This window comes from Arthrobacter sp. UCD-GKA, assembly GCF_001863355.1.
Classification (GTDB): domain Bacteria; phylum Actinomycetota; class Actinomycetes; order Actinomycetales; family Micrococcaceae; genus Paeniglutamicibacter.
This window is the reverse complement of the sequence record NZ_MOLR01000008.1, coordinates 233476-257000: the sequence shown is the minus strand read 5'-3', so window position 1 is coordinate 257000 and position 23525 is coordinate 233476. Positions and strand designations below refer to the sequence as shown.

Sequence of the window (23525 nt, the reverse complement as noted above, 5' to 3'; positions counted from 1 at the left end):
GCCACCGGCGGCAGGACACCGCGGTCCACGCGGGCCTCGGATCCGACATGGGTTTGCCGGCCGGGCCGAAGCCCGGCCGGCAAGCCGGTGTCGTTGATGCCTAGCGCTCGGGGACCCAGGACGGGGCCTGGACGCCGGCCCCGGTCAGGCTGTCGCAGTGGACCAGTTGCATTCCGATCCGTGTCAGCGAACACGCCGAGGTGTCCGTGGTGACGGTGCTGACCGTGGTTTGTTCATCGACGATTGGTCCTCCGGGATCCAGCCTGGCATAGGCCGGGGAGGAAGCAGCGAGGGCCACTGCCAGCGAGGCGAAGACCAGGCCGGCGATCCGTGTTGTCTTGCGTGCGGAATACATGGGACTTGCCTTTCGTGTGCAGTGATTCCGATACCTCAACCTTGCTCGCTGGACCCACTCGGGGGCATCGGGAACGGCCCCTTAAAAAACCGGTCAAACCCCTGAGATTACGGTTCCCTCGGGGCCCGATGGTGGCAAACTGGATTTGTGGCACTGGAACTTGGGGTGATGGGCCCGGAACTAGTGGGGAGGGCGACGGAGCTCGACGACATCGGCGCGTCCTTGGAGGCGGCGATATCCGGTGCGGCCTGCACCCTGGTGGTTTCCGGGGATCCCGGTGTCGGGAAAACCGCTCTCGTGCAGCATGCCTGCGCGGCGGTATCCTCCGAGATGTGGATCCTGGCCGGGGCCGCGCTGCCGCTGGCCTCGTTGACCGTCCCGTTCCTGCCGCTGCGCTCGGCCCTCCGGCGTGGCCCGGTTCTCGAGGGGATCCCGACCCCCGGTCTCGGTCCAGGAGGCTGGGCGGCCAACGACGTGGTTGTCGCAATCGATGACTGGTTGACCGAGCTGTGCCTGGTACGGCCGGTGGTCTTGGTCGTAGATGACCTGCAGTGGGCGGACCAGGGCACCCTGGATGCGCTGATGTACCTCATCGCCGGGCCCGCGGGCCGGCGCCTGGCGATCCTCGCCACGCTGCGCAGCGGCGAACTGGGGGAACTGCACCCGCTGCAGCGCTGGCTGGCCGACATCCGGCGCATGCCGCGGATCTCCTGGGTGGCGCTGGAGCCGTTGGACCGCACCTCGACCGGGGCCCAGATTGCCCAGGCCATGGGTTCCGCGCCGCACCAGTCGCTGGTGCAGGAGGTCTTTTCACGCACCGCCGGCAACGCCTACCTCAACCGGCTCATGGTCAGCGGCCTACGCCCCGAGGCGCGGCACCTGCCCCGGACGCTGCCCGAGGACCTCCAGTCCGCCGTGCTGCGGTCCTGGCGCGGCATGTCCGTTGGCGCGCGGCAGCTGACCCAGCTCATGGCGGTGGGCGGGCGGCCCATCCGAGCCCAGGACCTGGCCGGCCTGTCGCAGCAGGCCGGGACACGGCACGACGCCGCGGCCATCCTGCGGGAAACGACGGAGGCCGGGATCACCGAGCGCTGGCCGGACGGGACGCATTGGTGGTTCCACCATCCGTTGATCTCGGAGGTCCTGGAACAGGGCCTGGAAAGCGGGCAGCGCCGGGACTGGCACGCGCTGTTCGCCGCGTACGGGGCACGGCTGCTGGCCCAGGGAACCGCCCCGGACTTCGAATTCATGGCGGCCCTGGCCCAACACCACTTCGATGCCGGGAACGCCGGCGAGGCCTACCGCTGGACGCTGCGGGCAGCCGCGGCCGCGGGATCGGCCGGCGGGTCAAACGAGATCCTGCGCCTGCTGCATCGGGCGCTGGCCCTGCACGGAGAGCTGCCGCAGGTCGATGAAAGCCGCGAGGAACTGCTGCATCGGTTGCGCACCGCTGCCGAGGCATCCGGGGCCATGGATGATGAACTCGGTGCGTTGGAGGCCCTGTTGGCGGAGCTGGACCCCGCCAAGCGGCCACTGGACGTCGCCGAGTTGATGGTGCGGCGTGCCTTGCTTCGTTTTTCCTCGGGGCTCGAATTCCTCTCGGTCGAGGCCTTGCTGCAGGCTGTCCAGTTGGCACAGGCCTTCCCCGAGAGCTGGCAATATGCCTATGCCTTGGCCGAGCTCGCCCATGTGCGCCTGTGGAAGGACGATCCCGATGCACCGAGGCAGGCAGCACTGGCGCTGGAGGTGGCCCGGGAGGCGGGAAACCCGCGGGCCCTGTCCTACGCCCTGACGGCCAATTCCATGGCCGCGCTGCTCGGGGAACGTCCCGACGAGGCACGCTTGCTGGCCGCCCAGGGGGCCAGGGCGGCCGCGCGGGCCCGGGATTTCTGGGCCTTGCTCCACGCCACGACCTGGCAAGCCAACGCAACCGAGACCTGGACCAGCCAGGTGTTTGCCGACCTGATGCGCTCGGGCAGGCAACAACTGGCGCTGCTCGGCGCCCCGCACGTGTACCTGTCGAAGATGGCCGCCGACGAGGCCAGCAGCTATCTTTCGATCGGCCGCTGGCGCGAATGCGGGCAGGCGCTGCGCGTGGCCCTGGGCGCGGATCCGGGCCCGTTGGGCGATGTCGCCGCCCGCCTGACGGCCGCCCGCCTGGCTGCCCTGCAGGGCAGCCAGGACGAGGCCCGGGCGCACCTGGCCCGGGCCGAGGAATTGTTCGCGCACAAGTCCGGGTACAACAACCTCGACTTCGACGCGGTCCGCGCGGAGGTGCTGCTGGCAGAGGGCGACCCCGCGGCGGCCTACCTCGCGGCCATGGCCGGGGCCGGCAAGGAGGGCCAGCCCCCGACCATGTGCGAGTGGCTGGTGCCGCTGGCGGCCCGCGCCCTGGCGGACATGGTCCAGGGCGCCCGCGACGAAGGCGGCGGCACGGCCGGCATGCTGGCGTCCACCGACGAGCTGGTGGCACGGTTCCCCTCCGTGTTGCGGGAATCGGGCAACGACACCCCGTACTACTCGGTGCAGGTCGACGCCTTCGAGTCGCTCTACCGGGCGGAGACCGGGCGCGCCCGATCGGAGGCCGGAAACCCGGCGCAGTGGACCGCCGCCGCCGATGCCTGCCAATCGGGTTCCCTGCGCTGGGAGGAGGCCTATTGCTGCTGGCGGGCGGTGCAGGCGCTGCTGCTTCACGGCCACTCCGGCCATGGGCGGGCCGCTACATTCCTTCGCCGCGGCCTCGCCCTGGTCATGGAGCTTCACGCACGTCCCATCCAGGATTCGCTGCTGGAGATCGCGGCCCGGGCCAGGATCGCCACCTACCTGCCGGGCATCGGGCAGGCATCGGGCGGATCCTTTGATTTGCCGGGGCTGACGGTGCGTGAACGGGAGATCCTCGGCTACGTCGTGGCCGGGCGCACCTATGGGGAAATCGCCCGGTCCCTGGTCATCAGCGAAAAGACCGTCAGTTCGCACATCTCAAACATGCTGCGCAAGACCGGCGCCGCCAACCGCCTGGACCTGGCTCGCCTGGCAACCCGCCACGGCACGGGACGTTCCTCCCCGGACGGACCGCGCTGACCAACCGGCGCCACCGCGGGGGGCTGTCAGCCGGCTGAGGTCCTCAGGGCCTCGATCGGGTCCAGCAGGGCGCCGCGCATGTCGTCGCTGAGAAGCGGGGGCACATCGATGTCCACGGCCAGTGCCTGCAGGATCCGGCTGAGGTAGTTTCTGGCCGCCGCCGCGAGCGTGATGTCAACGATCTCCCGGTCGGTGAAGCCGAAGTCGCGCAATCGCCGGCTGTCCGACTCGCCCATGGCGGCCGAGTCGCCGCTGAGCTTCACGGCGTAATCCATCATCGCGACCTCTGCCTCGGCCAGGCCGGCGGAACGGTAGTCCCTGGCGATTCCCAGCAGTTCCTGCTCGTCGATGTATTTCAGGGCCTTGTTCCCGTGGGCCAGCCGGCAATGCCGGGACCCGATGCCCAGCGCCGCGGCCAGGGTCACCAATTCGTAGCGGCGCATGCCCATGGATTTGGCGATCGAGGACTGCAGGGCCTTCCACGCCTCGAAGGCCTCGGGGTTCAGGGCCAGGACCCTGGTGTGGCTCGGGACGTAGCCGAGCGCGGCGCGGTCCGCGGCGTAGGCTGCGGCGGTTGCGCCGACGGCTTCGGCCTCGCTCGTGGTCTGGAGAATGCCCATGGCGTCCTGCTCCTTGGTCCTTCGGATGTTCCTGTTCCATCCAAAGCGTAGAAGCGCCGGACACCTTGGCGCATGGGGAAGATGCCCCATCTTCCCCGCGAGGGTGCGGCGGCTGCCTCCGTGCGAGGAAGCCTGCCGCGCCGCTATTTGCGCAGGCGCCGGAACGTGCTGCCGGGGATCGAGGCCAGCGACACCGCTGCCAGGGTGAGCAGCGTCCCGGCGATGGTCGCGGCATCGATGACGGTGCCGGGGGCCGGCACCAACACATCGATCAGCAGGGAACCGAGAAGCTGCCCGCAGATCATTCCCAGCCCGGTCAAAAGAACCCCGAGGTGCTTGACCAGGAACGCCGAAAGCCCGATGAACACGCAGCCCAGCGGACCACCGAGGTAGTACCACCACTCGGCCGGCAGTGCCGCCGGGGGGCCCGTGATCGGCAGGCGCACCAGCAACAGGATGGCCAGCAGGATCCCGCCGACCACGAAGTTCACCAGTGTCGCCGCCACCGGCGTTCCGTAGGCCTGCGCCTGCACGCCGTTCATGGCGGCCTGGAAACCCATGAGGAAGCCCACCACCAGGGGCACGGCCATGGGCACCAGCAACGTGGCGATGGCCCCGGCCGACCCCATCCGCGGGCTGACCGCCCAGATGACCCCGGCAATGGTCAACATGGCACCCAGCGCCCGGATGGTGCTGATGCGCCGGCGTCCCCCGGGCCCGAAGCCCAGGCTGTCGACCAGCAGGGAGCCCAGGGTCTGGCCCGTGACGATGGAGACCGTGAACAATGCGACACCGACCAGCGGCACGGTGAGCGTCTGGGAAATCACCACGAACGCGCCGACGCATCCGGCGGCCAGGTACCAGAGCGGGAAGCGCTTTTCCCGCAGGGCCCGCGGAATGGCCAGCGCCCCGGCCCGTGGCCCCGGCAGAACCAGGGAGGCGACCACCAACAGGATGAGCCCGGTGGTGAAGCTGACCAGCGAGGCGGCCACAGGGTCCCCGAGCTTGGCGCCCAGGGCTCCGTTGATGCGGCTCTGGATCGGCATCGCGAGCCCGGCAAACACCGCCGTCGCCAGGTACAGGGGCATCAGCGAATGCTGGTTGGTCCGGGTGGCTGTTGCTGGTGGATTCATGTGGCCTTTCCTGTCCTCAATCGCGGCCTGCCGTTGGGTTGCCAGGAGGCGACCAGGACGGCGAGCAGTGTCACGATGGTTCCCACGATTTCGTTGCCTCCCACTTTCTCGGGAGCGATCAAGAGGTCCATCGCCAGGGAGCCCACCAGCTGGCCCGTGACCAGCCCGATTCCAAGCACCAGGGCCCCGAGCCTCGGCACCAAGGTTACCCCGGTGACCACAAACAGGATTCCCAGGGGCCCGGCGAAGTACATCCACCACAGCGGCACGATCTGGAAACCGAAGGATTCGATGTCAAGTACCGCCAGGGTCACCATGGCCACAAGCAGGCCCGCGGTGGAGGCAAGGTAGTTCAGTGCCGTGGCCGTGGTGGTCGACCCGTACGCCTTGCCGGCACGGCCGTTCATTGATTGCTGGAAGCTCACCAGGATCCCGGCGCCGAGGGCGACCACCAGGGAGATCCACGCCAAGGGCGATTCGGAAATGCTTGCAGCCGTCCCCCAGGAGGCAATCACGGCACCGATCACCAACAGTGCAGCGCCCAGGATGCGTATCCGGGTGATGGGTTGCTTTCCCGCCGGGCTGAAACCGATCATGTCGATGACGATGCTGGTCAACGTCCGGGCGCCGACCACCGCGACGGCGAAGAGCGCCAAACCGATGTTGTTCACGCTGACGGCCTGGGCAACCATGTAGTAGGCCCCCACCAGTCCCGCCAGCAGGAACCAGCGCGGGACCGGGCGATCGCGCCATACCGTCCCGAACCGCCGCCAGCCTGCCCGTGCTCCGGGCAGCGCGAGGCTGGCCACCACCAGGCAGACCAGGGACGTGAGTGAACTGAGCATCGCCGCGGCGAAGTAGCCGCCCAGGTAGCCGGCCGCACTTGAGGTGATCAAGGCCTGCAGGGGCATCAACAGGCCCGCGGCACCCGCCAGCCCGAGCGGGACTGCGTGCGTGTGTGATTCGGGTCGGGCCACGGTTCTCCTCGGGACGTTTTTCCTACAACTGAAACTTACTGGCAAGCGCGTCGGGACTGGGCATTTTGTCGTTCACAGCACAATGCGGGCCCTTGGCCCCTTTTGGGTGCAAGGTCATGGACTCGCATGCGCCATGATGGATACATGGCAAAATCCGAAGCATTCCACCTCCAAATCCGCGACGAATCGATCCGACTGGGCCAGCTGTTGAAGCTTGCCTCGTTCGCCGAAGACGGATTCCACGCCAAGCAGATGATCGAAGACGGCCTGGTGAAGGTCAACGGCGAGATCGAAACCCGCCGCGGCGCCCAGATCCGCAACGGCGACACCGTGAGCGTCAACGGCGAATCCATCACTGTCGAGACGGCCTAACACCTCGCATCGAACCGGCGGCGGCCGTCGGCCCTACCGGCTGACCGTCACCGGCCCCTGCACTTCTTCCGGGCCCATGCCGGCGGCCGATGTCCCGGCGACCAGACCCTTGCCCGAGTTCACCCGGGTTCCGGTGGTGCGCCCGGCGCACACCGGTGCGGCGGGCTCGGGTACATTGCCTGCCCTGGCCGCGGCCCAACGGCCCCCATGCGTTCCAGCGGACGCACCAGCGAGTTGCCCCGGACGCGAAACCGATGAACGGCAGCACGGCAATCGGTCAATCGAGGGCGCTGTCCTCGGCGTGGGCCGAGCACAAAAACCTCCTGCTTGCACCAATGGTTCACGGCAAGCAGGAGGTTTTGTTTACGTCTTCAGCCCGACGGGCGCCGGAAGCGCTAGATCGAGGCACCCTTGAGCACGACGTGGCTGAGGAATTCATGGACGTGCGCCATTTCCTGCGCATTGACCGAGTGGAGCATGTTCGCATAGAGAACCTTGGTGACGTGCACGTCGGTGGTTGCCCAGGCGTGGGTGTATTCGATCTTGTCCTGGGTGATGACCGGGTCGGCCTGGTCGCGTCCCCAGAACACCGGTTTCTTCATGCCCTTGAGGACCTCGTCCTGGAAGAAGCCTTCACCCTCCTCCGGCACGGCGAATCCCGACAGGCCAATGACCGTGGAAAACGCCTGGGGCTGGTGGCGCAGCAGGGAGGTGGCCACGGCCATGCCCATGGAGAAGCCCAGCAGGCTCACCGAGGAGTGCTGCTTGGAAACAGGTTCGAGCCATTCCCACAGGTCGGCGATGGCCTTCTTGACGGCGTCGAACGAGTAGTCGAGGTCCTGCATCAGCGGGAACCAGGTGTACCCGGGGCCCAAGGCCTGGGGCGCCCTCACCGATACCACGGTGAACTCCTCGGGCAGCATGGGAGCCAGGCCCATCAGGTCTTCTTCATTGGACAGGTAACCGTGCAGAAGCACCAAAAGCGGGGTGCCGGCACGTTCGGCTTCCGGGCGGGACCAAATGACAGTGGGGTTCCAACTTGTTTCACTCACCCGACCAGTCAAGCAGAAATCCGCCTTCCCGGGGGAATCCGGAATAAACCTACGCCTTGGTAACTTACGTATTCTTTGGTAGGAATAAATGGTGAACAACATCAGTAAGACCCCTTCGACGGAAACAACCGCACCCGGCTCCGCCCTTCATCCCTGGCGACGCTTCGTGGCCCTGGGCGATTCCTTCACGGAGGGCATCGGCGATGCCGACCCACAGAGCCCCGGCGGGTACCGCGGCTGGGCGGACCGCGTGGCCGAACAGCTCAGCCACGGCATTGACGACTTTGCCTACGCCAACCTGGCCATCCGAGGCCGTCTCATCAACCAGATCTTTGACGAACAGGCCGGCCCGGCTCTCGAGCTCAAGCCCGATCTCATCAGCCTCTGCGCCGGCGGCAACGACGTCATCCGGCCCGGCGGGGACCCGGATGCCATTGCCGACAAGCTCGATGCCTTGATGCGCATCCTGGCCACCTCGAACGCCACCATCCTGCTCTTCACCGGACCGGACATCCGTGACACCCCGATGCTCGGGGGTATTCGGGGCAAGGTCGCGATCTACAACGAAAACGTCCGCACCATCGCCGCCCGCTACGACGCGGTGGTCGCCGACCTGTGGTCGCTTCGCGAATTGCACGAAACGCGGATGTGGGCCGATGACCGCCTGCACTTCTCCCCCTTGGGCCACCACACGATTGCGGCCATGGCCCTGGACGCGCTGAACGTGCCACACGACCTGAAGCACCTCGAGCCGGGCGAGATCGAGGTCAAGAACTGGCGCGAAGCCCGGCGCGACGACTTCATCTGGGCACGCACGCACCTGGCCCCCTGGGTCCTGCGCCGTATCCGGCACCAGTCCTCGGGCGATGGAATCTCGGCCAAGCGCCCGCTGGCCACGACATTCACCATGCCGCCGCCCAACAACTCGCTGGGAAACGGCCCGGCGATCTAGGGGCCCGAAGGATCGACAGCAGAACGGCAGGCAACCATCAAAGGTGAGGTCACGGTAGGAAAACGTTTCCCGGCCTGAGGGCCTCAGATCCCTGCCCCGTGATCTACTGGTGCAAAGCGAAGAATGTCCGCCGACCCCGCGGGCCGGCCCCAAGAGAACGGTTGACACATGAACTTCACCGAGGAGTCCCTGGACGGGCAGGAAATTGTCGACTTTGGCATGGTGCAACCCGACCCCTTTGGCAATTCAAACCCCTTCGACGACCTTGTGGTTGGATTCGGCGTTTTCGGCGTGCTCTTCGCGGTCGCCTTTGTGGCGGTGATCGGATTCATCGTCTTCGTGGCCGTCCGGAACTACAAGGCCAGCAAGAACGCGGGCCTCGATCCCTTCACCCTGCAAACCGAACTGGCGGTCCGCGCCGCGAAGTCGCAGATGCTGGCACCCAGGCAAAGCCGCGAACAGCGCCTGGCCGAGCTCGAGGACCTGCTGGCCCGCCGGGTGATCACGCCCGAGGAGCACCAACGGGCGCGGATGAAGATCCTGACCGAGGACTGAAGGCAAGAAAGGCGGCCCGGGGCCCGAAGAAGGTTTCACCTCTTCGAGCCCCGGGCCGCCTGCCCCCACCGCGGATGTGCGGGCGAGGTTGCGTCAGCTGAAAATCTCCCGCTTGAGCGGCTCGCTGAGCTGCTCGATGTCGGTCAGGAATCCGTCGTGGCCGATCGGCGAGGTGATGTACTTGACCTCGCACGGGTTCGGCAGCATCCTGGCCAGAAGCTCGGACTGCTCGGGCCAGTAGAGGCGGTCCGAGTCGACGGCACCCACCAGGAAATTCACTTCTTCGAGCCGCCCCAGGGCATCCCGGAGCGATCCATGCCCGCGGCCGACATCGTGGCTCATCAAGGCCTCGGTCAGCACCAGGTAGCTGTTGGCGTCGAAGCGGCCCACCAGCTTGTCGGCCTGGTGGTCCAGGTAGCTCTCAACCTGGTATCGGCCCCGATCCAGGCCGGCGCCGGCCACCGGCTGCTCGGACCCCTGCGGGGCACGGCCGAACCGGACATCCAGTTCGGCTGCCGTGCGGTAGGTGATGTGGGCAATGCGCCGTGCGATGCCCAGGCCTGCCGACGGAACGCGCTCATTGGCATAGTAGTCGCCCCCGGCAAAGTCCGGGTCCAACCTGATGGCCGCGGACTGCGCCTGCGCAAAGGCGATCTGCTCGGCCGAGGATTCGGCGGCGGCAGCCACCACCACGCAGTTCTTCACCCGTTCGGGGAACTCCACGGCCCACTCCAGGGCACGCGCCCCGCCCATCGAACCGCCCAGCACGGTATGCCAGGCCTTGATGCCCAGGGCATCGGCGAGCCGCACCTCCAGGCGCACCGAATCCTTGATCGTGGTGAAGGGGAAGCGGGATCCCCACGGCACGCCCTCCGGGTCGAGGCTGGCCGGACCGGTGGAACCGGAGCAGCCGCCGACCATGTTGGCCGCCACGACGAAGTAGCGGTTGGTGTCCACCGTCTTGCCCGGGCCCACGAAACCGTCCCACCAACCGGGTTCGGTCGATGCGCCGCGGGCCACGTGGCTGTCTCCGGTCAGCGCATGGGCGATGTAGACGGCGTTGGTCGCCTCGGCGTTCAGCGTGCCCCAGGTTTCGTAACCCAGCACGATCTGCGGAAGCGTTGCACCGGTTTCGAAGGTGTAGGGACCGGTGTGCAGATGCCGGAGGATGCCGTCGGACACGCGGTCCGGCGCCGCGGCGGTTTCTGCGTCATAGAGCACCACGTTGGTCTCCACGCTCACCGGGCGGCCTGCAGCTCAACATCGCCCAGCGAGGCCACGGCCTCGAAGCCCCCGCGCAGGTCGGCGATGATGTCTGCAATGTTTTCGATGCCCACGCTCAACCGGACCAGGCCCGGGGAAACACCCGCGGCGACCTGCTCGGCCTCGGTGAGCTGGGAGTGCGTGGTGGAGGCCGGGTGGACCACCAGCGAGCGCACATCCCCCAGGTTGGCGACGTGGGAGTGCAGCTTCAACGCGTCGACAAAGCCCTGGCCGGCCTCGCGGCCGCCGGAGATCTCGAAGGAGACGATGGCGCCGGTTCCCTTGGGGCCGTACTTGCGTCCGCGCTCGAACCACGGGCTGGAGGGGATGCCGGCATAGATGACGCGTTCCACCTGCGGCTGGGCCTCGAGCCACTGGGCCACTTCCACGGCGTTGGAGACATGTCGCTCGATGCGCAGCGAGAGGGTCTCGAGCCCCTGGGCGATGAGGAAGGCGTTGAAGGGGGCAACGGCCGAGCCAAGGTCGCGCAGCAGCTGCACGCGGGCCTTGAGCACGTAGGCAAGGTTCGCACCCAAGGCTCCGTTGACACCCAGGTCCCGGGCGTACACCAGGCCGTTGTAGGACTCGTCGGGGGTGTTGAAGCCCGGGAACTTTTCCGGGTCGGCGGCAAAGTCGAAGTTGCCCGAGTCCACGATGACTCCGGCCATCGCGGTGCCGTGCCCGCCGAGGTACTTGGTCGCCGAGTGCACGACGATGTCCGCTCCCCATTCGATGGGGCGGATCAGGTACGGGGTGGACAGGGTGTTGTCGACGATCAGCGGGACGCCTGCCTCGTGGGCAATCGCGGAGACCGCTTCAATGTCGAGCACGTCCTGGCGGGGGTTGGAAACCACTTCGCCGAAGAAGGCCTTGGTGTTTGGCTTGACGGCGGCCTTCCAGCCCTCGAGGTCATCGGGTTCCGAGACGAACGTGACCTCGATGCCGAGCTTGCGCAGCGAGTGCTTGAACAGGTTCTGGGTTCCGCCGTAGAGGCTGGGGCTGGCCACGATGTGGTCGCCGGCCTCGGCCAGGTTCAGGATCGCGAAGGTGGTTGCCGCCTGGCCCGAGGCCAGCAGCAGCGCACCCACGCCGCCTTCGAGGCTGGCGATGCGCTGTTCGACGGCGTCCTGGGTGGGGTTGCCGATGCGCGTGTAGATGGGCCCCAGGTCGCCCAGGGCGAAACGTGCCGCGGCGGTCTCGGCGCTCGGGAACACGAAGGCGGTGGTCTGGTAGATCGGCAGTGCACGTGCGCCGGTCGTGGCGTCGGGCTCCTGCCCTGCGTGGATCTGGCGTGTTTCAAAGGACCAGTCGTTAGACATTTCTTCCCCTTCAAGGATTCAGGGGTATGCCCATGGCCGGCTCCGTGATGGAGTCGTTGGTGTGCTGGGGCATTCCCGCGCTTGTCCCACGTCTTTTTGACGCGGGGCCTGGTCTTCACCCGGGGCACCCCACCGCGGTGGAGGGTTGCCGTTCAGCAAGCCGGGGCCTTCTGCTGAAACTCATGACCTTGGCAATAAGTCTGACCCACGGCGCCGCAAGTCCGCAACCACGTCTCAAATTGTGACAAACCGGTTGGACTGCACAGCGCTCCTGCGCGTACCCCGAACGGACAGCCAAGATGCAAGTTAGGCGATCCTAAGTCGAGAGCCAGATCACAAAGTGCCATGATAGGCACATGATGAGGTTGGACCATGTAACTTACGCTTGTGGACCCGACGGCCTCGCGGCTACTGCCGCTCGGATCGGCGAGGCCCTTGGACTCGAATCTGTAAAGGGCGGTGTACACCCACGTTTTGGTACGCGCAATGTCATCTTCCCGCTGAAGAATGGCCAGTACCTGGAAGTTGTTGAAGTCCTGAACCACCCGTCGTCGGACAAGGCGCCGTTTGGCCAGGCCGTTCGCGCCCGATCCGAACTTGGTGGCGGATGGATGGGCTGGTGCGTTGCGGTTGACGACCTGGCCCCGGCGGAAGAGCGCCTAGGCCGGGGTTCGGTTCCGGGCAACCGGAAATTCCCCGATGGACAGGAACTGACCTGGCGCCAGATCGGCATCAATGGCTTGATCGCCGATCCGCAGGTTCCCTACCTTTTGCGCTGGGATGACGGAACCGAGGACCTGCATCCGTCAAAGGCCCTGGAACCGGTTGGCAAGATCTCCTCGATCAGCATTGCCGGTTCCAGCGAACGCGTTGCCGACTGGCTCGGACAGCCCGAGCAGCTGCCCGTCGGCGAGGTCGCTGTCGATTGGCAGGCTCCCAACGGGACACCGGGAATCCTCTCGGTGACCTTTGAAACGCCAAAGGGTTCAATCACCCTTTAACCACGCAGTCGCAGGACTCTCCGCCAAGGCGGGGGCCGGCCGGTTCAACCGGCCGGCCCCCGCCTTGCTTCGTTACTGGTTGGTCCCGCCACCGGATGCGTTGCCTTCGGCGGCATTGAGCAGTTCGTCCTTCAGGATCTCGAAGTGCTTGGCAGCGACCGATCCGGCGGCCAGGAACAGGCCTCCCAAGAACAACGCCAGTTGAAGGCATGTGGTCAGCGCGCGGACAATCACTGCGCCCGGCAACATCGAGCCGTAGTACCAGCTGGCGATCGGGTCTCCCATCAGGGCGTAGGCCGCGCCCGCCACGAGCATCACAAGTCCCAGCCGGAACATGGCCTGGGAGCTCAGGGGCCCGGGCATGTGTCTCCCGCCTTTCCAAGGTCGGCGTGGGGGCCGTCGTGCGTGCGGGGATCTTCCCTCGGTGCCGGTGTCCGGGGCGGGAAATCAGCCATCGCAGGACCCTGGCCTTGGGGTTCCGCCACCACGCACCCCGGCCACGGCTTCCTCGGCGGAGCGCACCACGAAGGATCCCGCCATCAGGAACAGGCCACCAAAGAACGTGCCTTGCTGAAGCAGCGAGAAAAGCCCTCCGAGCATCGTGATTGCGGCGTTGTAGAAGCTGAACCGGGTGATCGCCCAGCCCAGCAGCGGCGTCAGGACGACGTAGAAGAGCACCCCGACGATCCCCAGGAGCAATCCCAGCCGGAACACCGTCTTCGCGCTCATGGGATTGGGCATGTCCGGCTCCTTGCTCGATGCGCCGGGCTCCTGCCGCCGGGCGTCCGGCCGGAAAGCGCGCCATGGGCGCGGTTGCCGGCTTCCCCCGAGCCTAATGGGGTTGCCCAGGAACTCAAGCCTTTGCATCAAACGTCATCAAACCGTGGTTTACGTGCCCAGCCCAATGGCCGGGCCGAGCAACGCGTAACCGACGAACCCTGCGATGTCCAGCAAGGCGTGGGCGATCACCAGGGGCATGACCCTTCCCTTCCTGGAATACACCCAGCCAAAAACAACTCCCATGGCGACGTTGCCGATGAATGGGCCGATCCCCTGGTACAGGTGGTAGCTACCGCGCAGCACGGCACTGGCACAGATGATCTGCCACTTGCCCCAGCCCAGGCGCCCCAAGCGCTCAAAGAGGTATCCGACGACAATGACTTCTTCCAGGATGCCGTGGCGGATCGCGGAGAAGACCAGCACCGGAACCGTCCACCAGTAGTCGTCCAGCGCCGCCGGCACGATGATGGTGGTCAGCCCCAGGGCCCGGCCGGCAGCATAGACGCCCAGGGTTCCGAGCCCCATGGCCAGAAACAACCCGGCTCCCCACCCCAGGTCGCGCAACGGCCTGGCCGCATCGAAGCCGAGCCGGGCAAAGGGATTGCCTCCCGGAATCCTCCAGAGCAGGTAGAAGACCAGCATCACCGGCACCAGGGCAAAAAAGATATCCAGCAACTGGTAGGTCAAGTCGAAGTACTGGCGCTGGTTCAGCGAGTTGTTCAACGAGGTGGTCTGCGAGCCCAGCGGTGCCCGGGTCATCTTGTCGATGAGGTTCACGATCGAGTAGATGCCCGATTGCCCCAGGGACAGCCCCAGGACAATCAGCAACTCGATCTTCAGCCCGCGGCGGGTTACGGGCTCGGGGCCGGTGCGCCCCAGGGACTCGCTGGATGCGGTGTTCTCCGACGCTTTTGGGCTCATGCCTTCGATCCTACGTGCTGGGCCTGTGTACCCACATACCCGCTGACCTGCAAGGATGGAAGGATGAGTAGAGAAGCGCTGCCCCGTGAATACGAGCTGGCCAACGCCCTGTTCCCGGGTCCGGATTGGAAGTCCGGGCACGTCGACGAGGGAGGACAGTTCCACCTGGTGCTGGTGGCCCCCGGGGAGGCGGTGATGCGCATGAGCCGCACACCCGGCGCCGCCCGGGAGATGCAACGATGCGTGGACCTCATCGAGGCGCTCTCGGGCCGGTTCAGCTTCCTGCTGCCSACCGCCATGAGCGAGGTGTGGGACGGCGTGGGATTCTCCGCCGTCGTCCAGCGCTATGTCCCGGGCGCCGCGCATCCGCCGCACACCGGCGACCCGGCCGCGCTGCGCGCGGTGCTGGAGGAACTTGCCGCCGTGGACCTCGGGCCGATCGCCCACCTGCTGGCGCCGCCGTTCTCCTTCCGCGGACCATGGACCGGGCAGAAGGCCGACGCGGCGCTGGCGGCGCTGCCCGCCGATCTGGCCGGGGCCGCCCGGCGGGTCCTGGACACCATCGGGGATTTTGCCTTGGTGCCCGCCTCGCTGGTCCACGGGGATCTGGCCGGGCACAACATGCGCTGGAGCGAGGGTACGCTGCGCGGAATCATCGACTGGGACCTGGCCTCCGCCTGGGATCCGGCGCTGAACACCGCCTACCTGTCCATGTGGCACGGCGCGGATGCCATCGACGCCATCGCACCGGGCCCGGATGCGGCGTGGCGCGCCCGGGTTTGGCTGGGCGCCATGGCCCTGGAAAGCGTGTACGACGCGTCGCTGGATCCCGCACGGGATCTGGCCGCGCTGGTGGAAAAGATCGGGCCGCGCCTGCTGGCCGCCGCGGCCACCGGCTAAAGGCCGCCGGCCCCCGGGTCGGCAACGATGACCGGGATGCCCGCTTCCACCAAATCGCGCTTCTGCTCCTCGGTGATCCCTCCGTCGGTGATCAGCGCGCTGAAGGTCGAACGGGTCAGCGTGGCGAAGGCGCTGTGCCCGATTTTCGAGGAGTCGCAGACCAGGTAGCTGCGCCGGGCCCGGCGGATCATCAGGTCGTTGATGGATGCCTCGAACTCGTCCGAGACCGTCGGGCCGATGTGCGCCTCCAGCCCGTTGATGCCCACGAAGGCCACGTCGAGGGTGACCTTCTCCAGGGTCTGTTCGGCAAAGGGGCCCACCAGCTCGTAGGACCTGGGGTTGAGCACTCCCCCGGTGACCATGACCTTCACGTGTGTGCGCACCGCCAGCATCGAGGCGATGTTCACGGCATTGGTCACCACGGTGAAGGTGGTGCGCCCGGAGTCGTCGACCAGGTCCCGGCGCATCCCCAGCTGCGTGGCGATGGCGCTCGAGGTGGTGCCCCCGGACAGTCCCACGACCATGTCACGGGTGACCAGGGAGGCTGCGAGCACCGCGATGGCGTGCTTCTGCACCGCGGCGTCTTCCTTCTGGTAGCGCGCCGGCAGGTCGTAGGCCACGGTGTTGGACACCGCTCCCCCGTGGGTGCGCGAGAGCAGCGAGGATGCTGCCAGCGAGTCCAGGTCCCGGCGCGCGGTGGCCGGGGAGACCGCGAGCCTGCGCACGATCTCATCGACCTCGATCTTCCCGAACCGCGAAAGCAGTTCGAGGATGGTGTTGAGGCGTTCTTCGCGTTTCACCCTTGCACCCGTCTGTCGTCATGTGTCTGGTTGGGGCCGTATCCGGCCCCCTTGCGGATCCCGGGCCTTCGGTCCCCATGGCCCGGTTCCGCCGGGGCGATGCAAAGCCATGTCACCACCGAGTTGGCGTCCGGGACGCGGGCACGGAAACCTACTTTACAGCTCCGGCGGACAGTCCGCCGATCAGCCGCTTCTCAATGAGCATGAACAGCACGATCACCGGGATGATGGCCACGATCGAGACGCCGAAGACGTACTGCCAGGCCGTGGAGTACTGGCCCACGAACCTGGTCAGCGCCACCGACAGCGGCTGGTTCTCCGCGGTGGAGAGGATCACCAGCGAGGCGGCGAATTCGTTCCAGCAGGACACGAATGTGAAGATCACCGCGGTGACGATGCCGGGCCAGACCAGCGGCAGGTTGATCCTGAACAGCACCCGCAGCTTCCCGGCCCCGTCGATCTGGGCCGCCTCGTCGATTTCCTTGGGCACCGAGGCGAAGAAGGAGTGCATGATCCACACCGCGAAGGCCAGGTTGAAGGCCGCGTTGATCAGGATCATGGCCAGCCAGGTGTCGTACAGGTTCATCGCGAGCATCTGCTTGAACAGGCCCGCGGTCAGCACCGCCGGCTGCAGCATCTGGGTGACGATCACCAGGAACATGAAGACCATCTTGCCCGGGAACTTGAAGCGCGCGGTGTAGTAGGCGGCCGGGGTGGCCACCAGCAGCACCAGCAAGGTGGCGCATAGCGAGATCACGATGGTGGAGATGAGGTTGTAGGCCACCGGGGTTTCGGGGGTGTCCCACATGGTGAGGTAGTTGGACCACTGGGCGCCCTCGCGGGGCAAGTAGCTGGGCGGGATCGCCAGGATCTCGGAGCGGGTCTTGAGCGAGCCGATGAGCATCACCGCGTACGGGATCAGGAACACGGCGGCAACGCCAAGTCCGGCGACCATCCGCCAAATGACGGTCTTTTGGGAGGCGCGGTCCTCGGTAACCAGGAACGGCATTGTCCTAGACCTCCTTCATGGGCTTGACGGTCTTGACGTAGATCGCGACGATCACCAGCACGATCGCGAAGTTGACCACCGAGAGCGCGGAGGAGATGTCCAGCCGGCGGTCGAATTGCAGGACCTTGAAGATGTAGGTCATCAGTGTGTCGGCGCTGTAGCCGGGGATGGCTCCGGTGATGATCTTCAGGATCGGCAGGTTGTTGAAGACGTTGATGATGTTGATCAGCACCGCGACGGCCAGGGCGCCGCGCAGTTGCGGCAGGATCACGAAGAGGTAGGTTCCCCAGCGGTTGGCGCCGTCCATGCGGGCGGCCTCCAGGGTCTCGTTGGGGATGGCCTGCAAGCCGGCGAGGATCGTGTAAGTGGTGAACGGGATCGAGACGAAGATGGCCACCACGATGGCCACGGCCATGGCCGGGACCGCGTTCTTGGTGAAGCCGAAGCCCCCGTCGAGGATGCCGATGTCGGTGAGGAATTTGTTGAAGATCCCGTAGTTGGGGTCCACCGCGTAGTAGAACACGGTGGTGGTCATGACGACCGAGGCGGCCCAGGGGACGATGACGGCCATGCGGACCAGGGTCCGGCCGGGGAAGGGCTTGTTCAGGAACTGTGCCAGGGCGAGTGAGATCAGCACCGTGAAGGCCACCACGACCACGACCCAGACCACGGTGTTCAGCAGGATGCGCGGCAGCGCGGGGTCGGCAAAGACCTTGGCGAAGTTGTCCAGGCCCACGCCCTTGAGGTCCGTTCCGACCTGCGAGATCTTTCGGGTGGAGTTGTAGATCATGTACCCGGCGGGAAACACCACGATCGCCAGGATCAGCAACAGCGCCGGGCCGATCCACGGCAACGCGGCAAGGAACGATCCCCCTTCCCGGGCGGATGAGCGCTTGGTGGTGCGCTTCGGTGCGGTGGCGACGCTCATGGGGGTTCTCCTGCGTGACGGGGTGGAAATTCTGTGGCCCGGCCATGCGACGGGGCCCACCCGTTGGTTCAGGTGGGCCCCGTCGCGTGGTTGGGTTGGCGGAAGGGCGGTGCGGCTACTTGGCCGCGTCGGCCTTGGCCTGGATTTCCTTCAGGACATCCGAGGCGGACTTGCCGGTGGCGATCTGGCCCATCAACGACTTGAAGGCGCCGTCGGTGGCGTTCCAGGCCGGGTTGGTGGTCGGGTAGAACACCGCGTTGGGCAGCATGTCCAGGAACGGCTTGAGGGTTTCGTCGCCCGCAAGCTTCTCGGAGCCCGATTTGGTCGTCGGCAGGAAGCCCTCGGTGGAGACCCAGTCGGTGTAGACATCGGCGGAGAAGAAGTAGTCCATGAACTTCTTGACCGCGCCGGCCTTGGAACCATCGTTCTTGAAGGACATCAGGCGGTCTGCAACGCCCAAGGTGGCCGGTTCGCCTGACTTGGTGGCCACCGGTGCGATGCCGTATTCAAGCTTCGGGTTCTCGGTCTTGATCTGTCCCACGGTCTGCGGCAGGCCGTAGGCGAAGCCGAGCTTGCCCTGGATGAAGGTGTTGAGCATCGGGGTGCGTTGGGTGGCGCCCGGGTCCTTCTGGGTGACGCCGTCCTTGACCATCTTCTGCATGAACTCTGCGGCCTCGACGTTGGCCGGGGTGTCGACGGCGATGTTGGTGGCGTCTCCGAAGTTCCCGCCGTTGCCGGCGAACCAGATCAGTGATTCGCCCTGGGCCTCTTCACTGCCCAGCGGCATGCCGTAGCCGTCGGACTTGGTCTTGTCGCTGATGGCCTGGGCCGCGTCGTGCAGCTCGTCCCAGGTCTTGGGAACCTCGGTGACACCCGCCTCTTCCATCAGGGCCTTGTTGTAGAACAGGGCACGGGCCGAGGCGATCAGCGGCAGGCCGTACTGGGTGCCGTCAACCTTCTCGTTCTCTGCAAAGGACGGCTGGAAGTCGGCCACGGTTGCCTCTGAGGCGATGTCGGTGGCCGGTGCGAGCAGGCCCTCGGCGGCGAACTCGGCAAAGGCTCCGCCGTTGTAGATGTCCGGTGCCTTGTTGCCCTGGATCTTGGTCTTGAGCACGCCTTCGATGTTTTCCCACGACTGCATTTCAAGGTTGACCTTGACGTCGGTGTTGGCTGCCTCGAAATCCTTGATGACCTTTTCCCAGAGGGCCTTGGTGCCGTCGGAGTAGCTCGGGACCATCATGTCCAGGGTGGTGACGGCGCCAGGTGAGTTGGCATCGTCGTTTCCGTCGGTGTTTCCCCCGCCAAAGCCGCAAGAGGTCAGCAGCAGTGCGGCGGCGGCAGCACCGGCAACGACCGCTCCTCGGAGATTGCGCTTTTTCATTGATCCTCGTTCCATGGGGTCGTTGTGATCGTTTGACATGTCACAACGACAAGAATGATGTTATGTGCTTTATTTACATTTAGAACGATCAATAAAGTACATACACTCATGATTATGGTGTGACGACGGACACGTGGTCAAGCAGATTGGGTCACAAAGCCGATACATTTCAGACGGATCACGGTTTTGCCCCGACCGGCCTTCGATTTCGGGCTCGACGGACTTCCCGGCGCCGGGAAAGGCGCCGGCGAACGGGGTCGGTCTAGATCGAATCCCCGGCAAAGAGGCGCAGCAAGCGGGCACTCTCCTTCGCCATGGCCTCGCGGCCGCGGGCCAGGTACTTGCGCGAATCCACGACGCTCGGGTTTTCCTGAAGGTATTCGCGGATGGCCCGGGTGAAGAAGCCGTTCAGGTGCGTGGAGACATTGATCTTGGTCATGCCCGCATGGATCGCGGCCACGATGTTCTCGTCGCTGACGCCGGAGGACCCGTGCAACACCAGCGGCACCTCGAGGGCCGCGCGGATGCGGGCAATCAGATCGATGTCCAGGGCGGCGGAGCGGTCAAGCATGGCATGGGAGGAACCGACCGCCACGGCCAGCGCGTCGACGCCCGTGGCCTGGACAAACGCGCGCGCCTCATCGGGGTCGGTGCGCACGCCCGGCGCATGGGCGCCATCCTTGCCGCCGACCTTTCCCAGCTCGGCCTCGACGTAGACGCCCGCCGCGTGGGCGTACTCGGCCACCCGCCGGGTGGCCGCGACGTTCTGCTCGTAGTCCAGGTGCGCGCCGTCGAACATGATCGATCCAAAGCCCAAATCGACCGCGGCCTTGGCCAGATCCTCGGATTCGGCGTGGTCAAGGTGCACGGCGACCGGGACGCCGGCATTGCAGGCGGCGGCCAGGGATGCCAAGGCAATGGGCTCCAGGGAGCCGTGGTAGCTGACGCAGTTTTCGGAGATCTGCAGGATCACCGGGGCCTGGGCGAGCTCGGCGCCGTGGATGAGCGCCTCGGCGCTTTCCAGGTGGATGACGTTGAAGGCGCCCTGGCCGATATTGGCGGCGCGCGCGGCGTTCATGATTTCAGCGGTGTTGACCAGGGGCACGGTGGGTGCGTCCTTTCAAAGTGGGTGGGTGCGCCTTAGGGCGCCACGGAGGAGGAAAGCACCAGGGCCTGGGCCAGCTCGGGGTGGGAGGGGTGCAGTTCCCCGGCCGTGGGCATGAGCACCGCGGAGGCCGACCAGGCCGCGGCCCGCGGCAGTACCACCGTTGCGTGGTCCTCGCCCAGGTGCAGGCCCGCCGCGATGGCGGCGACCACCGCGTCCCCGGCCCCGGTGGGGTTGCCCACCAGCGGTTCGGGCAGCCGGGCGCCGTGCCACTGCCGCGGTGCATCGGCCCCGAAGTGGAAGAGCCCCTCTTCCCCGGCGCTGGCGTAGATGTGCCGGGCGCCGGCTTCCAGCAGGATCGCGGCACCGGATTGGAGCGAATCGGTGCCGGTGATTTCGGCCAGCTCATGGTGGTTGGGCTTGAGCACCGTGGCTCCGGCGCGCGCGGCGGCCAGCAGCGCGGGGCCGGAGGTGTCGATGATGCTGGGGATGTTCCGGCGTGCGGCCTCGCGCACGCACCACGGGTAGAAGTCCTCATCCGCGCCCTCGGGCAGCGATCCCGAGGCGGCCAGCACGGTGGCTCCCTGGTCCAGCAGCGCGATGACCTGTGCCCGCAGGGAGTCCCACTCGTGACCGTCCAGGGCACCGCCGCGTTCGTTCAGGACCGTGGTGCGCCCGGTGCCGTGCTCGACCACGGCCATGCTGCGCCGGGTCTCGGGGGCGACGTGGACCAGCGAGTGGGCGACACCGGCGGTTTCCAGTTCCCTGGCGAACTCCCGGCCGTTGGCGCCACCCACGGGGGCCAGGGCGATGACGGGCAGGCCCCGGGAGTGCAGCACGCGGGCCACGTTCAGGCCTTTGCCGCCGGCCCGACGGCGCGGGGCATCGACGCGGTTGGTCCCTCCGACATCCAGTGCCTTGAGGCCGTAGGTTTCATCCACGGCGGGATTCGGGGTAATGGTCAGGATCACTGGTGCACTTCCCTGGCTTCGGCTGCCTTCAGGTAGGCGCCGCGCAGGCCGGCGTCCTGGCCCAGTCGGGCCGGGACGATCAGCGGTTCGCGGTGGTAGGAGAGCTTGTCGCGCACCTTGCCGCGCAGCGGTTCAAGCAGCGCCTCGCCGGCCTGGGCAAGCCCGCCGCCGATGATCACCGCTTCCGGTGCAATCGAGGAGCAGAGCTGCGCGATGGAGAAGGCCAGGGCCTCCACGGCCTCGTCCCAGATGCGTGCGGCCACCGGGTCCCCGGCCTCCATGGCCACGAGCACCTCGCGGGCGCCTTCGACGCTCTTGCCGCTGGCCTGGGTGTAGCGCTTGGCAATGGCACCGGCCGAGCCAATGGTTTCGAGGCACCCATGGGCGCCGCAGGCGCAGTCGAGCCCGCCGGGAACCGCGGCGTGGCCCAGTTCCCCGGCGTAGCCTCCGGCCGAGACGGCGTGCCCGTCAACGAAGAGCGCCGCGGCAATCCCGGTGCCGATGACCAGCATCACCGCGTTGCGCACCTTGGTGCCCAGGGCTGCGCCTGCACCGTAGCGCAGTTCGGCCGCCCCGGCCATTGAAACGTCGTGGCCGAAGCCCACCGGCAGGGCGAAGGCCTCGGAAGCCATCTGGCGGAGCGGAGCATCGCGCCAGCCGAGGTTCGAGGAGAAGACCCCGATCCCATTGTCCTCGTCGACGATTCCGCAGACCAGCAAGCCCACGGCCTGCGGTATGACCAGGGGCGATTGGGCCATCAGGTCGGTTCCCAGGCCGTGGAGCTGGTCGATCAGCGAGGCGGCCGGATCGGGAGTGCCGCGCCGGGTGGGGACCCGGCGGATGCCCAACAGGTTTCCCGCATCGTCGGACAGCGCCGTCTTGATGTCGGTGCCTCCAACGTCAAAGAGCAGGTATGGAGCGTTCATGGTGTGCGGCACTCCCGGTCGGTTCCCTAGGAGTCTTCGGACAGGATGACCGAGCGCGACAGGTTGCGCGGGGTGTCCGGGTTCATGCCGCGGGCGCGGGCGCGGTCCAGGGTGACGCGGTGGATGCGCGCCAGCTCGGCCAGCGGGTGCACGTCGTTGTTGATGTACAGGGCGCCGGTGCGCACCATGTCCCCGGCCAGGCCCTCGGGCTCCTCGCCCAGCATCCAGGTGACGCGGTTCGGTGCGGCGATGGCGATCGGGCCGTGGCGGTAGTCCATGGCCGGGTAGGACTCGGTCCAGCCCTGCACGGCCTCGCGCATCTTCAGCGCCGCCTCGTGGGCCAGGCCGATGGTCCAGCCGCGGCCCAGGAAGGTGAACTGCTCGGCGTCGATCAGTTCCTTCGGGGTCTCGGCCGCGACGGCGGCGCGGGCATCCGCAACCGCCGCAGTCAGGTCGACCCCGACGCTGGTGAGCAGGTAGGCCAGCGCGGTGGTGGCGAAGCGGGTCTGCACGACCGACTGCTCGTCCGCGTAGAGCAGCTCGACGACGGCGTCGACCTTGGAGACGATCGGGGAGGTGGTGTCGCCGATGACCGCGACGGTGCGGATCGAGCCGTCAAGCTGGCCGATCAGCTCCAGGACCTCGGAGGTGGTTCCCGAGCGGGTGATGGCCACCAGCACGTCGTAGTCGCGGGTGGCGATGAAGGCCTCGGAGGCGGCGAACGCGTCGGTGACGCCCTTGCCTGCGGATTCGCGGGCGGCGGCGTAGGCCTGGGCCATGAACCACGAGGTGCCGCAGCCGACGACCGCAACGCGCAGGCCGTCCGCGGGAAGCAGGCTCTCGGCCCTGGACTGGGCGATGGCGCGTTCCCACATCTCCGGCTGCGAGGTGAGTTCGATGTCCATGTGGTGGCCAAGCTGGCTGATGTCGCTCAAGGCTGTCTCCTTCTGTGGCCCGAGGCCCACGAATGCGCCCGGGAATGGCAAGATCTTCCCTACTATGATCGCTTATGATCGTTTGACTTGTCTACCGATCATAAAAAATCTCAACGTGTTCATTCCGTTTGGCTTACCGTGGCGGCATCTTTCGTTCGGGGAAACCGTGTATTTGGCATCCGGACCCGG

General features: G+C 66.7%; 24 protein-coding genes and 1 riboswitch. Of the genes, 6 read left to right on the top strand and 18 right to left on the bottom strand.

What is annotated here, in order from left to right; genetic code table 11:
- Positions 1–100 precede the first annotated feature (100 nt).
- The gene (locus BLJ79_RS15245) at positions 101–355 is read right to left on the bottom strand and encodes a hypothetical protein (RefSeq protein ID WP_071215597.1); all 255 of its coding nucleotides are present in this window, start codon (positions 353–355) and stop codon (positions 101–103) included.
- A gap of 147 nt (positions 356–502) precedes the next feature.
- On the opposite strand from BLJ79_RS15245, the gene BLJ79_RS15240 reads away from it, so the two are divergent.
- Positions 503–3436 (top strand): helix-turn-helix transcriptional regulator, encoded by a 2934-nt coding sequence (locus tag BLJ79_RS15240; protein ID WP_139194895.1) that lies wholly within the window; start codon positions 503–505, stop codon positions 3434–3436.
- Positions 3437–3462: 26 nt separating this feature from the next.
- Here BLJ79_RS15240 and BLJ79_RS15235 read toward each other — a convergent pair whose 3' ends face one another.
- The 3 genes from BLJ79_RS15235 to BLJ79_RS15225 all read right to left on the bottom strand — a co-directional run bounded on the left by BLJ79_RS15235 (position 3463) and on the right by BLJ79_RS15225 (position 6166).
- A complete protein-coding gene (locus BLJ79_RS15235; RefSeq protein ID WP_071215595.1) occupies positions 3463–4056 on the bottom strand; it encodes a carboxymuconolactone decarboxylase family protein in 594 nt (197 codons plus the stop codon).
- A 143-nt stretch (positions 4057–4199) separates the two neighbouring features.
- Entirely contained in the window at positions 4200–5189 is a 990-nt protein-coding gene (locus BLJ79_RS15230; protein ID WP_175475493.1) for a DMT family transporter, read from the bottom strand.
- Positions 5186–6166, bottom strand: coding sequence for a DMT family transporter (locus BLJ79_RS15225; RefSeq protein WP_083411347.1), 981 nt, complete (start codon positions 6164–6166; stop codon positions 5186–5188). The genes BLJ79_RS15230 and BLJ79_RS15225 overlap by 4 nt, the downstream gene beginning before the upstream one ends.
- 144 nt (positions 6167–6310) lie before the next feature.
- On the opposite strand from BLJ79_RS15225, the gene BLJ79_RS15220 reads away from it, so the two are divergent.
- Entirely contained in the window at positions 6311–6538 is a 228-nt protein-coding gene (locus BLJ79_RS15220) for an RNA-binding S4 domain-containing protein (protein ID WP_071215594.1), read from the top strand.
- A 395-nt stretch (positions 6539–6933) separates the two neighbouring features.
- Here the strand turns inward: BLJ79_RS15220 and BLJ79_RS15215 are convergent, their stop codons facing one another.
- Positions 6934–7590 carry an alpha/beta hydrolase gene (locus tag BLJ79_RS15215; RefSeq protein ID WP_071215593.1) on the bottom strand — a complete coding sequence of 219 codons (657 nt, stop codon included), beginning with the start codon at positions 7588–7590 and terminating at the stop codon, positions 6934–6936.
- Positions 7591–7678: 88 nt separating this feature from the next.
- On the opposite strand from BLJ79_RS15215, the gene BLJ79_RS15210 reads away from it, so the two are divergent.
- Together BLJ79_RS15210 and BLJ79_RS15205 are read left to right on the top strand one after the other, a co-directional pair.
- A complete protein-coding gene (locus BLJ79_RS15210; RefSeq protein WP_071215592.1) occupies positions 7679–8542 on the top strand; it encodes an SGNH/GDSL hydrolase family protein in 864 nt (287 codons plus the stop codon).
- A gap of 168 nt (positions 8543–8710) precedes the next feature.
- A complete protein-coding gene (locus tag BLJ79_RS15205) occupies positions 8711–9097 on the top strand; it encodes an SHOCT domain-containing protein (protein WP_071215591.1) in 387 nt (128 codons plus the stop codon).
- Positions 9098–9190: 93 nt separating this feature from the next.
- Here the strand turns inward: BLJ79_RS15205 and metX are convergent, their stop codons facing one another.
- Together metX and BLJ79_RS15195 are read right to left on the bottom strand one after the other, a co-directional pair.
- Entirely contained in the window at positions 9191–10339 is a 1149-nt protein-coding gene (metX, locus tag BLJ79_RS15200; protein ID WP_083411345.1) for a homoserine O-acetyltransferase MetX, read from the bottom strand.
- Positions 10336–11679, bottom strand: coding sequence for a bifunctional o-acetylhomoserine/o-acetylserine sulfhydrylase (locus BLJ79_RS15195; RefSeq protein ID WP_071215590.1), 1344 nt, complete (start codon positions 11677–11679; stop codon positions 10336–10338). The genes metX and BLJ79_RS15195 overlap by 4 nt, the downstream gene beginning before the upstream one ends.
- Positions 11680–11751: 72 nt before the next feature.
- Positions 11752–11867: riboswitch (SAM riboswitch) on the bottom strand.
- 168 nt (positions 11868–12035) lie between these two features.
- Here BLJ79_RS15195 and BLJ79_RS15190 point away from each other — a divergent pair.
- Positions 12036–12680 (top strand): VOC family protein, encoded by a 645-nt coding sequence (locus BLJ79_RS15190; RefSeq protein ID WP_071215589.1) that lies wholly within the window; start codon positions 12036–12038, stop codon positions 12678–12680.
- A gap of 72 nt (positions 12681–12752) precedes the next feature.
- On the opposite strand, the gene BLJ79_RS15185 is transcribed toward BLJ79_RS15190, so the two are convergent.
- The 3 genes from BLJ79_RS15185 to BLJ79_RS15175 form a co-directional block, all read right to left on the bottom strand.
- Entirely contained in the window at positions 12753–13043 is a 291-nt protein-coding gene (locus BLJ79_RS15185; protein ID WP_071215588.1) for a hypothetical protein, read from the bottom strand.
- A gap of 84 nt (positions 13044–13127) precedes the next feature.
- Positions 13128–13421 (bottom strand): hypothetical protein, encoded by a 294-nt coding sequence (locus tag BLJ79_RS15180; RefSeq protein ID WP_071215587.1) that lies wholly within the window; start codon positions 13419–13421, stop codon positions 13128–13130.
- A 147-nt stretch (positions 13422–13568) separates the two neighbouring features.
- The gene (locus BLJ79_RS15175) at positions 13569–14381 is read right to left on the bottom strand and encodes a CPBP family intramembrane glutamic endopeptidase (protein ID WP_083411344.1); all 813 of its coding nucleotides are present in this window, start codon (positions 14379–14381) and stop codon (positions 13569–13571) included.
- Positions 14382–14444: 63 nt separating this feature from the next.
- Here BLJ79_RS15175 and BLJ79_RS15170 point away from each other — a divergent pair, with 63 nt between their 5' ends.
- Positions 14445–15281, top strand: coding sequence for a phosphotransferase family protein (locus BLJ79_RS15170; RefSeq protein ID WP_139194894.1), 837 nt, complete (start codon positions 14445–14447; stop codon positions 15279–15281).
- Here the strand turns inward: BLJ79_RS15170 and BLJ79_RS15165 are convergent.
- From BLJ79_RS15165 to BLJ79_RS15130, 8 genes are all read right to left on the bottom strand, one after another.
- Positions 15278–16081, bottom strand: coding sequence for a DeoR/GlpR family DNA-binding transcription regulator (locus tag BLJ79_RS15165; RefSeq protein ID WP_071215586.1), 804 nt, complete (start codon positions 16079–16081; stop codon positions 15278–15280). The two genes, BLJ79_RS15170 and BLJ79_RS15165, sit on opposite strands and share 4 nt — an antisense overlap.
- 151 nt (positions 16082–16232) lie before the next feature.
- Positions 16233–17090 carry a carbohydrate ABC transporter permease gene (locus BLJ79_RS15160; RefSeq protein ID WP_217641921.1) on the bottom strand — a complete coding sequence of 286 codons (858 nt, stop codon included), beginning with the start codon at positions 17088–17090 and terminating at the stop codon, positions 16233–16235.
- Between the two features lie 4 nt (positions 17091–17094).
- The gene (locus tag BLJ79_RS15155; RefSeq protein WP_071215585.1) at positions 17095–18018 is read right to left on the bottom strand and encodes a carbohydrate ABC transporter permease; all 924 of its coding nucleotides are present in this window, start codon (positions 18016–18018) and stop codon (positions 17095–17097) included.
- 115 nt (positions 18019–18133) lie between these two features.
- On the bottom strand, positions 18134–19399 hold the full coding sequence (locus BLJ79_RS15150; RefSeq protein ID WP_071215584.1) for an extracellular solute-binding protein: 1266 nt from the start codon (positions 19397–19399) through the stop codon (positions 18134–18136).
- Positions 19400–19661: 262 nt separating this feature from the next.
- Complete coding sequence (locus BLJ79_RS15145; protein ID WP_071215583.1) at positions 19662–20504, bottom strand: class II fructose-bisphosphate aldolase; 843 nt, start codon at positions 20502–20504, stop codon at positions 19662–19664.
- A 35-nt stretch (positions 20505–20539) separates the two neighbouring features.
- Positions 20540–21475 (bottom strand): 1-phosphofructokinase family hexose kinase, encoded by a 936-nt coding sequence (locus tag BLJ79_RS15140; protein ID WP_071215582.1) that lies wholly within the window; start codon positions 21473–21475, stop codon positions 20540–20542.
- On the bottom strand, positions 21472–22401 hold the full coding sequence (locus tag BLJ79_RS15135) for an ROK family protein (protein WP_071215747.1): 930 nt from the start codon (positions 22399–22401) through the stop codon (positions 21472–21474). Before BLJ79_RS15135 ends, BLJ79_RS15140 begins: the two co-directional genes overlap by 4 nt.
- A 26-nt stretch (positions 22402–22427) precedes the next feature.
- Positions 22428–23306, bottom strand: coding sequence for an SIS domain-containing protein (locus tag BLJ79_RS15130; RefSeq protein WP_502686107.1), 879 nt, complete (start codon positions 23304–23306; stop codon positions 22428–22430).
- Positions 23307–23525: the final 219 nt, after the last annotated feature.

What these genes read in the sequence shown, in the direction of transcription:
- BLJ79_RS15195 (WP_071215590.1), bottom strand. Translation starts at nt 11,679, where the DNA reads ATGTCTAACGACTGGTCCTTTGAAACACGCCAGATCCACGCAGGGCAG.
- BLJ79_RS15175 (WP_083411344.1), bottom strand. Translation starts at nt 14,381, where the DNA reads ATGAGCCCAAAAGCGTCGGAGAACACCGCATCCAGCGAGTCCCTGGGG.
- BLJ79_RS15235 (WP_071215595.1), bottom strand. Translation starts at nt 4,056, where the DNA reads ATGGGCATTCTCCAGACCACGAGCGAGGCCGAAGCCGTCGGCGCAACC.
- BLJ79_RS15220 (WP_071215594.1), top strand. Translation starts at nt 6,311, where the DNA reads ATGGCAAAATCCGAAGCATTCCACCTCCAAATCCGCGACGAATCGATC.
- BLJ79_RS15135 (WP_071215747.1), bottom strand. Translation starts at nt 22,401, where the DNA reads ATGAACGCTCCATACCTGCTCTTTGACGTTGGAGGCACCGACATCAAG.
- BLJ79_RS15130 (WP_502686107.1), bottom strand. Translation starts at nt 23,306, where the DNA reads ATGGACATCGAACTCACCTCGCAGCCGGAGATGTGGGAACGCGCCATC.
- BLJ79_RS15245 (WP_071215597.1), bottom strand. Translation starts at nt 355, where the DNA reads ATGTATTCCGCACGCAAGACAACACGGATCGCCGGCCTGGTCTTCGCC.
- BLJ79_RS15190 (WP_071215589.1), top strand. Translation starts at nt 12,036, where the DNA reads ATGATGAGGTTGGACCATGTAACTTACGCTTGTGGACCCGACGGCCTC.
- BLJ79_RS15230 (WP_175475493.1), bottom strand. Translation starts at nt 5,189, where the DNA reads ATGAATCCACCAGCAACAGCCACCCGGACCAACCAGCATTCGCTGATG.
- BLJ79_RS15160 (WP_217641921.1), bottom strand. Translation starts at nt 17,090, where the DNA reads ATGCCGTTCCTGGTTACCGAGGACCGCGCCTCCCAAAAGACCGTCATT.
- BLJ79_RS15150 (WP_071215584.1), bottom strand. Translation starts at nt 19,399, where the DNA reads ATGAAAAAGCGCAATCTCCGAGGAGCGGTCGTTGCCGGTGCTGCCGCC.
- BLJ79_RS15180 (WP_071215587.1), bottom strand. Translation starts at nt 13,421, where the DNA reads ATGCCCAATCCCATGAGCGCGAAGACGGTGTTCCGGCTGGGATTGCTC.
- BLJ79_RS15205 (WP_071215591.1), top strand. Translation starts at nt 8,711, where the DNA reads ATGAACTTCACCGAGGAGTCCCTGGACGGGCAGGAAATTGTCGACTTT.
- BLJ79_RS15210 (WP_071215592.1), top strand. Translation starts at nt 7,679, where the DNA reads ATGGTGAACAACATCAGTAAGACCCCTTCGACGGAAACAACCGCACCC.
- BLJ79_RS15185 (WP_071215588.1), bottom strand. Translation starts at nt 13,043, where the DNA reads ATGCCCGGGCCCCTGAGCTCCCAGGCCATGTTCCGGCTGGGACTTGTG.
- BLJ79_RS15155 (WP_071215585.1), bottom strand. Translation starts at nt 18,018, where the DNA reads ATGAGCGTCGCCACCGCACCGAAGCGCACCACCAAGCGCTCATCCGCC.